Origin of the sequence: Coleofasciculus sp. (assembly GCF_046565525.1) — a bacterium.
Lineage (GTDB): Bacteria > Cyanobacteriota > Cyanobacteriia > Cyanobacteriales > Coleofasciculaceae > Coleofasciculus.
The window spans coordinates 26,317-40,949 of sequence record NZ_JBKHUP010000005.1; the positions used below are offsets into that span (position 1 = coordinate 26,317).

Genomic DNA, 14,633 nt, shown 5'->3' on the forward strand with positions numbered 1-14,633 from the left:
CTTGTTAGACTCCATCTGTAAATGAACGAAAGGAACCGAGATATGTGGTTGACTCCGAGACCTAACCCAACAGTTGGCTAGTTATGATTTAATCCTGAGCATAGTCAGATCGCGAAGTATTGATCCAGAAGAGGGGATAAAGTACCCCAAGACTGGCTTTTCACTGATGTCCGCAGCCTAAGAGGATGCAGAGTCTTGATCATTTGGTTAGCCTGTCTGAAGTTCAAGACGCCCCTTGATCCGGGGGGTTCCGTCAAAAAAGCAACTTTACAAGAACTTCATAAAAACTTCAGAAACGGAATTTTAGCGCTGTTGGGAAGTATTTAAGTGTGAGCATTTTGAATTCACTGAAAACGTCATGAGTGTGAGCATTTTCCTTGAAGTGCAAAGGAGCAAGATGCTCACACGAACTGGTAACAGTAGCAAGATTGGGATGCACCCTATCCCATTAACAGTAATCCAGCGACTGCCCCAACCTTAGATTTCGGCTTAGAACGTAAAGGTTGTACGAATTGCTCCTATGGTAATCGTGTCATTGTCATCGTTATGCAGGGGATTGAATATCACAATCACTCCAGGCGTGATGCTGATATTGTCTGCCACTTGCCAACGATAGAAAACTTCCAAGTGAGTTGTCGTATCCGGTTGACCTCCCTCATCAAATGCATTGGGGATGCCATCGGTGGTGAAGAAACCCGGAACGTTCCTGGCTAAACCATTATCGTCGGTAATATCACTATCCGTGATTTTTGGCGGCTGACCGACATAAATACCCCCTAAATTCCCTTCACCAAATAAGTCAGGGAAATTCAGGAACGCCATCCAGTTAAATGTCTGCACGTCTCCTGAACCGTCTTCATAGCCCGAATCAGTAAAACCTGCCCAACCGCCAACAGTAAGTTTGGGAATGACACGCCATTCCAACCCAGCACCAAAGGCGTTGGTATTAATCGGTGCCCGCAAGAATCCATTATTCACTTGCTGTAAAGCAACCCGATCATCCCCAACGCCAGTACCTAAAAAACCATTGGGTGAATAGGAATTGATGTACTGAAGGGATATATCCAGGGTATCTAAGGGTGAGACAACTAACTGTGTCCCAGCCGTAGTTGTCGTTTGATCTCCACCAAAAATCCCCCCATTCTCCGGGTCTGCTGAAAGACTGGACGAGTAAACCCCTTGTAAACTCAGACGAGTCGCAATTTGCCAGTCAAAGCCAATACCACCGCTGCCATTGCCGATATTAATGATCGGGTTGCGCTGGGCGAAGCGAGAGAGGGGACCCGAACCTGCACTTTCAATGCGGTTAACGCCTCGGAAGACGTTGACCGGGTTAACCCCTTCTGGTCCAACGATTAAGGCAAAACTACTGCCAAAGAGTTGACGATAGTTGAGGTCAGTCAGTTGTAAATCGTTATCGTTGTCTCCTTCATATCCCAGACCAACAAAGTTACCCAAGGGATCTCTAGTTGCGGCACTGGTGGTGCTACCATTCCCAGCTTGGAAGCTGGTGAGTAAAAGACTACGGGGACTCAATTGGGTGAACAGACTCAATTGGACATTGTTAATCACATTGACATTGGTGTCATCATCGGAAATGTCATTGCCCGCGAGTACAAACTCATCACCACTACGCCCTTGCACCCCGAGAATGGCTTGTCCAAAGATTTTAGTCGTCGTCGAGAACTGATTATCCTCTAAAAGGGCAGTTCGACCTTCTAGGTTATCCACCCGTGCCCCTAGGGTCGCGATTTCTGCCTCAAACTCTAGCACCAACCGTCGCAACGCCTCTAAATCCCCGGTGGGAAACTCGGAACGACCCGCAATCAACCGCTCAATTTGCTGTAAACAAGCATTCAACCCAGCGGCAAATTCATACCGGGTCATCGCCCGATTCCCCCGAAACGTGCCATCTGGATATCCGGCAATACAACCATACCGTTCCACCAGACTCCGCAGTGCTTCATACGCCCAGTCTCCGGGAGAAACATCTCTTAACTGAGACACGCTAGTCACTTGACCCATCGGGTCAGATTCCTCGACAGCCTCTAGGGGATCAACGAATAGGGTATCAGGAACAGTGGGATCACTCGCCTCTTCCACTTCGGGTAAGGCTTGGGCTAAGTCTTGAACTTTGATGTCCTCAAAGGCTTCCTCGGATTCAATCAGGGAATTCCTTGGCGTAATCATCCCTACTTCACTGGCGGCGGATACGGCGAGTTCAGTGGTGATGTCTGTTTCAGTTGTTGGGGAGACTATCTCAACCGGAGAAGTTGCTAGTTCCGTTTCAGTTGACGGAGATAGTCCTGGGTCTACTCCTGAGGTTTCCGTCAGCCGAGCCAAATCGGTCTGCTGCTGATCTGACGATTCAACAGGCGTTGCTTGCGCGGCACAAAAGCTGGTTACCCAGCAACCCACAGTAGCAAATATCAAAGCTGATGACGCTGTTTTTGCCAAACGTCTATAAGTCGTCATGGTTTTATTACTCCTCACAAAAACCACACTCGCCCTCGATTTTAGCTAGAAATAAGAGACAACTGTCAATTAGCTCTTTATTCCTTGATCAAAGCTAAGTTTTCCTTTTGGAGAAAGGGATCAGGAAACAGGGAACAGGAAATCAGTGATTATTGGTATCTGTCGGGGTACGACATGTCGTACCCCGACTCGCGTTAAAGTCGCTGCGTCAGTTCTAATTTCTCAGCTTGATTGGCATTCGATCTCTGTTGGGCTGGATTCTTTCCCGTTAATAAAACTTAACGAAGTTCAGAACTTATCAGTCTTTTTGTAAATAATTAAGTGGGAAAAATTAAAGTCAGGCGGCGGGGATCGCCATACTCAAGGGAGCGAGAAGCAAGCTACGTCTTATTGTCAGGGTTTGAGGACTATTTACACAACTTAATAAAGTTGGGTTTATTTCCACCAACTACTTATGTCAGTCTGCGGGGTATCGAACCCCTCCACTGGCACTCTTGTACCTTCCAGCCTTGAATCACGGGGGAATCACAGGGTTTCTCGGAGGTTTCCCGATCGACTATTGATGAAAAATAATTATTAACTTAATGACGGTTGAGTTCCGGATTGGCTCAGGATTTCTAATCTAACGATCCCCGATCCGGGGGTAATTGTCAGAATTACTTGTCATTTCGTAAACAAATGCCAACCAAATCTCAGGAATAGCGCTAAGATCGAATTCATTTATACCCCGTCTAAGTTGAAAACTGGAGATTCTCGTCGAGAAAAACTACGGGTTTCAACGTAGATGCGGTTTAGTTGAGGAATGCAAGGAATGGGTGAAGCAAAACGTCGTAAAACTGCACTTGGAGACAAGTACGGTCAAGAGGCGAGACTCTTCCCCTGGCTCCCGATTACTAAAAGTCAGGGTGAGAAGTTCGTCAAACTGACGACTAAGGGCGCTTGGATTGGCATCGGCCTTCTCGTAGTCTGGTGGCTAACCGTGCGCTTTGTGGGACCGACATTTGGTTGGTGGCAAATCGATTAGCCAATTCCCACCGATGGACTAGGCGGCAATAGTATCAGATTGAGTACCGCCATTGTTGCTGCTGATACAACTGATTAGGAATTTGTATCGGATAACTTGAGGATTGTCCCCAATGACTTGAGCTATCTAGATAGCAACTCTTCTGAAGTGGGCTAGAATCATGGAGCCAGCTCGTCAAGCTAGAATCACTCAAGTCCTAACCCTGTTAGTCAATTTGAGGAATCTGCACAACTCAGGATTTGTTCATGTTTTGCACTGACCCCTCCCAAAACAGAGTCTTAAATCCTTAAGAAAGTATAAAATCTAATATTCTAGGAAAGGTGTTTGGAGGATTAACGTGTTCATAAGACTTGCAGAGCAACATCGCCAATTTGTCCGAGATTTAGTTATGAATCTTCAGGCTTTGGCGATCGTGCTAGAAAACAGAGGCTATTTGGCATCTTGCTACACCTGCGGCAATCAAATGAATAGTGCCTCATTTATGGTCAGTCTGGGCGATAGTCACCTGATTCGTTTTTTGGTCTCCGATTACGGGATCACTTGGACGGAGATGCGCGACGATCGCGAACTGATGAAGCTAGAAGGGGCTGAAGCGATTAGCCAACTTCAGGACTTAGCGAATCTGGTCAAGTACCAAATTCAACCGTCTTCTGAGCTTCGTGGTACTTCAGCGCGATCGCCAATTACCTCTTTTCGCGAATCGATGGAAGTGATTGGTTGAGAGTCTGATTGTTTGGAACATCACCGTTTCCTTGTCTCAAGGCAAGACTCCAGGTAACGCGAGGCGAGGGGTTAAATGAGATGGTAAAAAATTTAATGCCCTCTTGCCTCTGACGTTTACCGATTAATCGTTAACAACGGCTCATTACTTATACCTCAATCTTCGGCAAAAATATAACGATACAACTCACTCTTGTCGGGTTCTGGACTGGTTTGAGCAAACTGTACCGCATCATTGAGAACCTCTTGAATACGATGGTCGATCGCCTTGAGTTCTTCAGCGTCGGCAAGATTTTGCTCCTTCAGGTAAGCGGCTAGCTTTTTAATCGGATCGCGAGTCAGCCAAAATTCCTTTTCTTCTGATGTGCGAAGTTCATCGGGATCGGCTAGGGAGTGACCTCGGAAGCGATAGGTGAGGGCTTCAATTAAGGTAGGACCTTCACCTGCACGGGCACGAGCAACGGCTTCTTGGGCTACAGAGTGCACCGCAAGGACATCCATCCCATCGACTTCAATTCCTGGCATCCCAAAAACACTGGCTTTCTTGTAAATTTCCGGCTGGGACGTTGCCCGTTCATGTGCCATGCCAATTGCCCATTTGTTATTTTCTACAACATAAATAATCGGCAATTTCCATAAGGCTGCCATGTTCAAGCATTCAAAAAACTGACCGTTATTGCAGGCGCCATCGCCAAAAAAGCAAGCCGTAACCTGATCGGCATTGGGATCACCCAAGGCGTCACGATGATATTTTGCCGTAAATGCTGCTCCTGTGGCAACGGGAATCCCCTCTGCAACAAAGGCAAAACCGCCGAGGAGATGATGGGGTTGTGAGAACAGATGCATCGAACCCCCACGTCCTTTTGAGCATCCAGTGGCTTTGCCAAATAACTCTGCCATCACCTCCCGTGCTGGCACGCCTGCGCTCAGAGCATGGACATGATCGCGATAGGTGCTACATACATAATCATAACCCTGGCGCATTGCCCGAATCACCCCCGTGGAAATAGCTTCTTGACCGTTGTAGAGGTGAACAAAGCCAAACATTTTGCCCCGGTAATACATTTCAGCGCACTTGTCCTCAAACAAGCGCCCCAAAACCATATCTTCGTAAAGCAGTAATCCTTCGTCTCTGGTAATTTGACCGTCTTGAACTTGAAACTGAGGTAACGTCCGTTCCTGAACCATGGCGAATCGAGTATCCTTGCAGCAATTACTATACTGGTATTTTGTTCTCAAAACTCAAAACTATTTTTCAGTTAGGATGAGCGAGTATTGCTAGAATGACTACTATGTTGGGGATACTATAGGTTACTATACTTCAACGACCAAACCATTAGGGATGCGGCTTTCTCCCCAACGTCAGACGATGGGGTATCCGTCGCAAAATTAGGATGAATTCAGTTGTTGCAGCGCTGGGGAAGTGAAACGTGCGAATTCCGCTCGATTACTACCGAATATTAGGAATGCCGATCCAGGCGACATCGGAACAGCTTCAAGTAGCCTATCGCGATCGCACTCTCCAACTTCCGCGTCGGGAATATTCGGAAGTGGCGATCGCATCTCGCAAAGAGTTGCTGGATGAGGCGTATGGGGTTCTGTCTGACCCGGAACAGCGCTCAACTTATGATGCCAGCTTTCTGGAGAAAACCTACAACCCCGAACCTAGCCCCTCTGTAGACCGAGAATCAATCGTCTCTGGGGCTCAAACAACAGCCACGGATAGGATTGATCCCAATAATCCCAGTCTAGATATAACCAAGGAACAATTTGTTGGCGCTTTGCTGATTCTGCAAGAACTTGGGGAATATGAACTCGTCTTACAGTTAGGACATCCCTATTTGCAAAGTCGTGACAGCATCAGTTTGGACAAAGGTCACTTAGGAGACCCGCAACTGGTGCGACCTGATATTATCCTGACTTTGGCGTTAGCTTGTTTGGAACTGGGTCGGGAACAATGGCAGCAAGGTCGGTACGAAAATGCTGCCTTGTCTCTAGAAACAGGTCAAGAATTACTTCTGAGTGAAGGATTATTTCCCACAGTGCGAGGCGAAATTCAAGCCGATCTCTACAAGCTGCGTCCTTACCGGATTCTGGAATTATTGGCATTGCCCGATGAAAATATTGCCGAACGGCGTAAGGGTTTACAACTGTTGCAAGATATGCTTCAGGAGCGGCAAGGAATTGACGGCAGTGGGGATGACCAGTCGGGACTGAGTATTGATGACTTTTTGCGCTTTATTCAGCAGTTACGAGGGTATCTAACGGCGGCTCAGCAGCAAACCCTATTTGAGGCAGAAGCCCGCCGCCCTTCAGCCGTCGCCACCTATCTGGCGGTTTATGCTTTGATTGCCCGGGGATTTGCCCAGCGCCAACCGGCTTTAATCGCCCGGGCTAAACAAATGCTCATGCGTTTGGGTCGGCGTCAGGATGTGCATCTCGAACAAGCCGTTTGTGCGCTGCTACTGGGTCAAACGGAAGAAGCCAGTCACGCTTTAGAACTAAGTCATGAATACGAACCTCTAGCATTTATTCGGGAACAGTCTCAAGGCGCTCCTGATTTGTTACCAGGATTATGCCTGTATGGAGAACGATGGCTGCAAAATTCCGTATTTCCCCATTTCCGAGACTTGGCAGAACAAACAGCCTCGTTGAAAGATTATTTTGCCGATGAGCAGGTACAAGCCTATTTAGAGCAGCTACCGGAATCGACGCCAACTGCTAATAATGAATGGTCAGTGACGGCTCAGAAAAAAGCCTACACCACAGCAGCATCCGCAGGTCGGAGTAACGGTCATTCGCGCGATCGCGAACCGGCAATCGTTGGCTCATACAGCACCCTAGAGCAGGATATGGCATCTAAAACCGGGAGTTTTGGAACAGGGAGCCGCACCTCGGTATCGGGTGTCTCGACGTTACCCACAAGCCCACGGGTTGCTTCCCCAACAAGTCGGGTTGGGGAATCGGCGACTCAAGCCATCAATGCTTCTGGGGATTCATCAGCAAACGCGGCGCTCAAGTCACCCCCTTCAGGGCGTCCATCCAAAGTCCGCTCAGAAGCAGAAGCCACTCGAGTGCGTCCTGGGTCTGGGATATCCACTCCGTCTGCTGAAGGACATCTGGATCAATCCCCTCCAGGACGCCTGCAACAATTACCTGAGCGCCGCAAGGCGACTCAAAAAAACCGACGCTCTATTTTGCTGGTTATTGCCGGATTAGTGGGTGTGGGATTATTAGGGTGGTTGGTAATCGCTTTGATCCAAAACATCCGCCAAGGTTTCTCAGCGCCAGCCTTAGAAGGCGAACAGCCCATGGTAGAACTTGCCCAACCTCCTATTCCTATCCCCGAACCCGGTAGCCAGTTGATGGCACCAGGAGGTCCCTTGACCCAAGATACAGCACAGCAAGTAATTCAAACCTGGCTTTCGACTAAATCTCAAGCATTTGGACCCGATTATCAAATTGATCGATTAGATCAAATTCTTTCCACGCCGGTTTTATCTGTTTGGCGGCGACGGGCGCAAACCAATCAGCAACGGAATATTTATGCTCAGTACAATCACCAGGTTAAAGTAACATCCGTGCAAACGAATCCGGCTAATTCTGACCAAGCCAAGGTAGAAGCGGCAGTCAAAGAAGAAGCCCGCTTCTATCAAGACGGTGAGATTACTCAGGGACTCTCATACAATGAAAATTTGCAGGTTCAGTATGAGTTGGTGCGTCAGGACGGTCAATGGTTTATTAAAGATATGGCGGTAAGGTAGGTGTAGAGACGTTGCATGCAACGTCTCTACACCTACGATTAGAAACTAAAGGTTGTGCGGATTGTGCCTACCCAAATATTATCATTTCCATCATCATGATTGGGATTTAAAATCACATAAGCTCCTGGTGTAATCAGGATATTATCCGTAATTGGATATTGATACTGCGCCTCAATTAAGAAAGATGTATCTTCATCTTCATCACCACCATCAACATTAGTCAGTTTAGGTGGCATTCCTCCCATAATCGAAAGTGCTGCACCCTCTTTACCTAAGTCCAGAAACGACACGTTTGCCACCCAAGTCCATAAATCAGCATTATCCCCTTCTCTAGCACCCGCTTCAGCTTCCGCATCAATATAACCGCCCCAACCGGCGAGATTAATCGTCGGTGTAAGTCGCCAACTTCCTTGGATACCAAAGCGTAAAGCTGAAGTAGCGATTTCGCCGAATGGTTCTTTTGCCCGTGGACTACCTGTGCTACCGGAAAGGTTGACATCTTCACCGGGATAGTAGGAATAGCCAAAAGCAAACCCTAAATCTAATTTTTCTCCCAGCGCCAGATTCAATTGAGAAATGGCGGTGAAGTCTCCATCAAAAAGCCCATCCTTATCTGCCGGACTGTTACTTTCACCCGTCAAATAAGCGAGATCTAAACTCAGGAAATCACTAAACTGAATATTAGCACCCACACCTTGCTCAGCGTTATTGCGGAATACAAAAGGATTGCGGCGATTGAACCGATTTAAAGCACCCGTACCACTACTTTCGAGAATAGGGTTGTGGATTTCTGCGATGTCATTGAAATCAAAGCCATTAGCACCCACTAAAAGCCGGATATTATCGCCTAATGGAAAGCGGTAGTATAAATCATTAACTTCAACATCATTATTTGAAGCCGCTTCAAACCCCAAGCGAGCCATTTCTGTGCCAGTCGCTTCATCAAACTCAGGGGTATTTCCCGCTTGTAAACGAACTCTCAAGCGGTCTTCTCCCGTGAAACTGGTGTCAAAGTTTAAACGAGTCCGGTGACTTAAGGTGATATTGTCTTCAATATCTTCGCCGCTATTATCAGCCTTTTCATCACCAAATGCGCTACCCAAGTTGAAAATAACTTCCCCTCTCAGCTTGGTGGTGGTAGAGAATTGATTGTCTTCCAAGAACGCCACGCGCCCTTCTAGATTATCAACTCGTGCGCCTAGGGTTGCCAATTCGGCTTCAAATTCCTGAATTAACCGCCGCAGGGTTTCTAATTCTGTACCATCAGGAGTATCCCCAACCATTAACCGCTCAATTTGCTGTAAACAGGAATTCAAGCCAGCGGCAAATTCATAACGGGTTAAGGCGCGATTACCCCGATAGGTGCCATCTGGATACCCAGCAATACAACCATAGCGCTCCACTAAGCTACGCAGTGCTTCATAAGCCCAATCCCCTGGAGAAACGTCTCGCAGTTGACCCACGCTAGTTACTTGGTCAAGGGATTCGGTGTTATTTTCACCACTGTAGCGTTGGATTTGTTCTAATAGTTCACGATTAGGATCAGCCGTCGTGTTAGTCGGACTCAAGCCAGGGCTGACATCGGAAGCGATTTGTAGAGAATCAATCTCTACTGACATTTCAGATAACGGGTTATTGAGTTTAACGGTTGATTCGTTAGTGGCTGTTTGGTTCGGAACCGCCGCATAAGCGTTGCTAGTGACAAACAAAGATAGTCCGAGTAGGGCGGGACTGATTTTCAGCGTTTTCCAGACTAAAGGTGATTTCATCGAATTTCTCTCCTTACACCGAATTACCTTAGATAATCTGCAATAGTGTTCGCGGTTAGACTATACACGATTAGGACAACGATTGAAAATTAATTGTATTAATCAACGTGAAAATTAATCAGGGTACAGCATTGCTGTACCCCAAGGCTAAATCATGCAACTAATCAACGACAGTTGAAACCTGCTTAGAAGGTAAAAGTCGTGCGGATAGTGCCTACCCAAATCTCATTATTGTCATCGTTATGTTCTGGGTTGAAAATGACAAAGGCGCCAGGAGTGATGGCAATATTGTCCGTCAGTTCATAGCGATAGAAGGCTTCGAGGTGATAGGAGGTGCCGTTGTTTTCACGACCACTAAGATCGTTATTGGTCACCTTAGGTGGCATACCGAATAAGACACCCAGCTTGTTCCCCTCACCGCCTAAGTCTAGCAAAGCCAAGTTAACCGCCCAGTTCCAAATATCGGCATCAAATCCTTCAGTGGCTTCTGCTTCAGCCTCTTGATAACCGGCCCAACCACCAACAGAAAACCTGCCAAATGTTACATTCGCTTGTAGTCCGTAGGAATCGACTGAGGTAGCCAGACCCTCAAATGGATCAGAGGCAAAACCACTACCCGTACTTCCTGTAATGTTTACCTCATCGCCATTGTAGAAGGAATTTATATAGGTTGCGGCTAACGAGATATTCTCAGTCGGATTGAAGACTATCTGACCAAGGGCAGCATAATTGCCATTAAACAGACCATTCTTCTCAGAAGGATCACTGCCGCCTCCATCAACAACGTAACTGGCTGAGATCGATAAGGCATCGCTTACGTTAAACGTTGCGGTTATTCCTGGACCACCAGATTCAACTCGGTAGATCGGGTTGAAGCGCCCAAAGCGGGAGATAGAACCACTGCCACTGCTGTCAAAATAAGGATTGACTACATTGATAATGGTATCTTGGTACTCAGCTCCGGTGGCGTCAATTTGAACTAGGAATTTTTCACCGATGGGGAAGCGATACCACAGCTCATCGATTTCAACGTCGTTATCGTTATCACCATCAAACGCCAAACGGGTCATGTTTGTCCCCGTTAAACCTGTGTTAAATGACGCGATATTTGCTGCTTCTAAACGAGTTCTCAGTCTGTCTCTTCCCGTAAAGCTGGTTTCAAAGTTCAGACGTACCCGATCGCCTAAGATGACATTGGTATCATCATCACCACCACCAATACTATCGCCGAAGGTATCAGCCAGGGCAAAGATGACTTCCCCTCTCAACTTTGTCGTCGTCGAGAACTGGTTGTCCTCTAAGAACGCCACGCGCCCTTCCAGGTTATCCACCCGCGCACCTAGGGTTGCCAATTCCGCTTCAAACTCCTGAATTAACCGCCGCAGGGTTTCTAAATCACGACCATCAGGACCATCATCAATTAGTAACCGCTCAATTTGCTGTAAACAGCTATTCAAACCAGCGGCAAACTCGTAACGAGTCAAGGCGCGATTGCCCCGATAGGTGCCATCTGGATACCCTGCAATACAACCGTAGCGTTCTACTAAACTACGCAGCGCTTCATACGCCCAATCCCCTGGCGAAACATCTCGCAACTGACCCACGCTGGTTACTTGGTCAAGAGACTCATTCCCTTCGTTGCCATAGCGCTGGATTTGCTGCAAAATTTCTTGATTCGAGTTAACTGAGGTATCTCCAGCCGCCGGAACGGGTCCAGGGAAGGTACTATCTGCCAGTTCAAAGGTGGGACTAACGGTTACGGCGGGTTGAGGCGTATCCGTTGCTCTTATAGGTTCAGACAGCGTTTCATCATCATTCAACGTGGGACTGATGGAAGCTGTCAGTTCAGCGTCCAAATTCATGGTAGCTTTAGACAGACCTGCAGTCGTCAGATGGGAATTTGACTCAGCCGCTGATGTACCGCTAGCAACGAATAAAGAGGCAACCAGCAGGACTGGGCTTGCCTTTAACGCTTTCCAGAAGAGGTTAGACATAATCATTCACAATCCTCACACCTAATTCAATCCAAAACTGTAAAGCAATTGCGCTGAATGAGCAATAGCCTTTTGGCTTTTACTCCAACCTATCACTAAATTTACTAATTAACTTTTACCATTTTCGAGAGCTATAAAATATAAATTATAAACCAAAAACACTTGGCTGGATACCTATAAAATATTAGAATTATTTATCTAACTCACTACTTGTAGAGAACTCTTCATGAAGAGTCCCCTACTGATGGATAGAGTTGCTGCGTAAGTCCTGATATGAGGGAGGTTTTGATACCAAGTCTGATAGCAGCTTGATTGTCTTGAGCAGGGAGAAAAAGAAAGGGCGAGATTGACTTCTCCCCCGGTTAAAACGCGGGGGATTCTAAGCAGATACTTTGGGACGGGCTGAAGCCGCGTCCCGTCGTTTTATCTTTTTAGAGTTCCAGAGGAAGACTCTGGATGGCGCAGTCAAAAACGCCCTACTGACCTTGGCTAGAGCAAGACCTAGCTGTATCTCTACTTTGCGGAGAATGTTAGCAGCACCATTAGCATCGGCGTTGATAAATTCTCCATTTTTTGTGCGATACATTCCACGATGAACTCTTTTCCCACTTGGTTTCCACCCTTCCGGGACTGAGCCGAATACAGGTAGAAAATCCTTGTCCAGAAAACTAGCCTTCGATGTATAGCTTTCTTCAGTTTCTATAAACTGAATTCCATATTGTTCGCACAATTGTCGGATTCTTTCTTTAAGACGAGTGGTAGGAATTTGAACAAATTCCTGATTATTCTTTTTGCCTAGCTCAATCCCATTCTTGTTGCCTTGATTCCACCCGAAAACAATAGTTCCAATCCGGCAATTTAAGCAGTGATTGACAACAATTCTTGCTGCCTTATTCACGGCGTCTCTAATTTGACGATTGCGTTTTTCGGTTAAGGATGCCAATTCTTCATTCCAGAACCCTTGGGCTTTTCCTTTTTTTAGAGTTGCTACTCGCTTGTTATAGAACTGGTTTAGGCTCTTGAGCTTACGACCATCAACAATAAAGCTGGTTCCTACGTTAGAGACACAGGTTAGCCAGTTGTTTAGTCCTGGGTCGATTCCCAGGACTTTCTTTGCATCAACATCAGCTTGAATTCCAGGAATACTGTAGACAAACTCGGCATAAAAACAGCCATTGCGAGGCAGTATTCTTAGTTCTTTGATGTTTTTAAAGTCCAGATTGGACGGCATCGCAATAAAGAACTCCGAAAGCTTGAACCAGGTTTTAACCAGTGTTCCTAGAGGAAAACGGATCAAGCCATTTTTGAACCTGAGGGCTTGCCTAGGATAAGCGACAACAGTCAGACCGCCCTTCTTTTGGTATCGGGGCGGTCTGGGTTTATCTGTTATCTTCCCTTTGTTAAATGCTTTGTTTAATCCTTGAAAAGATTTAAATGACTCGGCTACTGCTCTCAGCGTTTGTTGAGCGACCTGGGAATATAATGCTTGGAAGTGCTTATTGCTTTTGTACTCTTTTTCCAGGTCATACTTGCCGATTATTTGGCGACATTTAAACCAGATCTGCCTGGCGTAATAAGTTCCGCAATTTGTTAGCTTATTTGCCTCGGAACAGATGTATTCCAAGACTGCCGCTAACTCGTCATCTGGAGTTAACAGTACTTGCTGACATCCGTACAAGCTTATCACCTCCTTGTTTAGAGATATATTATATCACTGGTTAGAGAATTCGTGCAGGATTTATCCCGCTATCTGCACGACGCCGCTCGTTTCATCCCCCGCTTGAAAAGACGGGGGCTTTCACCATCGCTTTTCGGTAATCTTTGGGTTAATCTGCTCCTTATAACGATGAACAAGGGCGGGTTTTGTTGTTCCGTTACCGGTGAGACAGGGCGAGTTTTGTTGTTCCGTTATTAGTAAAAAGCTAGCGCTAGTTCCTAAACCCGCCCCTACAATCTTCTGCCTCCTGCTTTCTTCTCTAGGAACGATGACCTGTGACAATATAGGTAACCCGTTGACCGATATTGGTCGCATGGTCAGCCATACGCTCGATATGACGAATTGCCAAAACTAATAGTAAAATTGGCTCGACTACGCCTTTAATATCCCGCTGATAGGCTAATGTTTGATAAAGATTATCGTAGGCATTATCGACTTTATCATCCAATACTTTAACCGCTTGTCCTGCCGTCGCATCTAAATCAGCTAAAGACGCCAAACTTGTTGCCAGCATAGCTTGGGCATGGTGGGACATTTCTTCAATTTGGGACATACAAGGATGAGGCGGGTAAGCAAATAATTTTACCGAAATCTCCGTTAAATCTTCAGCATAATCACCAATGCGTTCCAAATCCCGGATTAGCTGCATAAAGGCACTAACCAGACGTAGGTCTTGTGCCACTGGCGATTGAAGTGTAAGCAGAGAGGCACATTCTATTTCAATATGACGGTAATAGCGATCAATTTGTTTTTCAACCGAGGTAATTGCCTCGATCGCCTCCAGATTTTGGTAAAATAGAGCTTGATGACCAAGGCGGAATGAATTTTCCACCAATGCGCCCATCCGCAGAACATTCTGCTCTAGGCGGTTAAGACAGCGCTTAAAGTGATTGCGATCGCAATGGCGGTTTGTAGAAGATAGACTCACCTCATTTGCCCTAAGACGAATAATTGTGTCTACTACTATTGATAGCAGATCAAGGTTAAATTGTAGTAAAGTAATCTGCTGGCAAGGTGGGAGAAGTGTGGAGTTTTGAGTGTTGACCCTTCACGACCTTCGAGTGCATGGTGCGTGAGTTCACTCTCTTGCCTCCTCCGCTTCCCTGCTTCCCATCTCCCTCAAGACAGTTGAAACTCCCTTGTCTCCCCTTCTACCATCTCATACACCTC

The 14,633-nt window shown here is 46.6% G+C and carries 9 protein-coding genes; 3 read left to right on the plus strand and 6 right to left on the minus strand.

All coding sequences use genetic code 11. The annotated features are described in order from the left end of the window. Positions 1 to 489 precede the first annotated feature (489 nt). Entirely contained in the window at positions 490 to 2,475 is a 1,986-nt protein-coding gene (locus ACLGGO_RS02650; protein ID WP_446418179.1) for an iron uptake porin, read from the minus strand. Positions 2,476 to 3,286: 811 nt separating this feature from the next. Here ACLGGO_RS02650 and ACLGGO_RS02655 point away from each other — a divergent pair. Next, on the plus strand, positions 3,287 to 3,499 hold the full coding sequence (locus ACLGGO_RS02655) for a DUF2839 domain-containing protein (protein WP_446334486.1): 213 nt from the start codon (positions 3,287 to 3,289) through the stop codon (positions 3,497 to 3,499). Between the two features lie 337 nt (positions 3,500 to 3,836). Next, on the plus strand, positions 3,837 to 4,220 hold the full coding sequence (locus ACLGGO_RS02660) for a DUF1815 family protein (RefSeq protein ID WP_446334487.1): 384 nt from the start codon (positions 3,837 to 3,839) through the stop codon (positions 4,218 to 4,220). Between the two features lie 155 nt (positions 4,221 to 4,375). Here ACLGGO_RS02660 and pdhA read toward each other — a convergent pair whose 3' ends face one another. Further along, on the minus strand, positions 4,376 to 5,407 hold the full coding sequence (pdhA, locus tag ACLGGO_RS02665) for a pyruvate dehydrogenase (acetyl-transferring) E1 component subunit alpha (protein ID WP_446334488.1): 1,032 nt from the start codon (positions 5,405 to 5,407) through the stop codon (positions 4,376 to 4,378). A gap of 242 nt (positions 5,408 to 5,649) precedes the next feature. Between pdhA and ACLGGO_RS02670 the strand changes: the two genes are divergently transcribed. After that, positions 5,650 to 7,983 (plus strand): IMS domain-containing protein, encoded by a 2,334-nt coding sequence (locus tag ACLGGO_RS02670; RefSeq protein ID WP_446418180.1) that lies wholly within the window; start codon positions 5,650 to 5,652, stop codon positions 7,981 to 7,983. 38 nt (positions 7,984 to 8,021) lie between these two features. Here ACLGGO_RS02670 and ACLGGO_RS02675 read toward each other — a convergent pair whose 3' ends face one another. The 4 genes from ACLGGO_RS02675 to phoU form a co-directional block, all read right to left on the minus strand. After that, positions 8,022 to 9,752 carry an iron uptake porin gene (locus ACLGGO_RS02675; protein WP_446418181.1) on the minus strand — a complete coding sequence of 577 codons (1,731 nt, stop codon included), beginning with the start codon at positions 9,750 to 9,752 and terminating at the stop codon, positions 8,022 to 8,024. Between the two features lie 185 nt (positions 9,753 to 9,937). Next, a complete protein-coding gene (locus tag ACLGGO_RS02680; protein WP_446418182.1) occupies positions 9,938 to 11,746 on the minus strand; it encodes an iron uptake porin in 1,809 nt (602 codons plus the stop codon). A 379-nt stretch (positions 11,747 to 12,125) separates the two neighbouring features. Continuing rightward, positions 12,126 to 13,424 carry an RNA-guided endonuclease InsQ/TnpB family protein gene (locus ACLGGO_RS02685; RefSeq protein ID WP_446418183.1) on the minus strand — a complete coding sequence of 433 codons (1,299 nt, stop codon included), beginning with the start codon at positions 13,422 to 13,424 and terminating at the stop codon, positions 12,126 to 12,128. Between the two features lie 298 nt (positions 13,425 to 13,722). Then, the gene (gene phoU / locus ACLGGO_RS02690; RefSeq protein WP_446418184.1) at positions 13,723 to 14,391 is read right to left on the minus strand and encodes a phosphate signaling complex protein PhoU; all 669 of its coding nucleotides are present in this window, start codon (positions 14,389 to 14,391) and stop codon (positions 13,723 to 13,725) included. Positions 14,392 to 14,633: the final 242 nt, after the last annotated feature.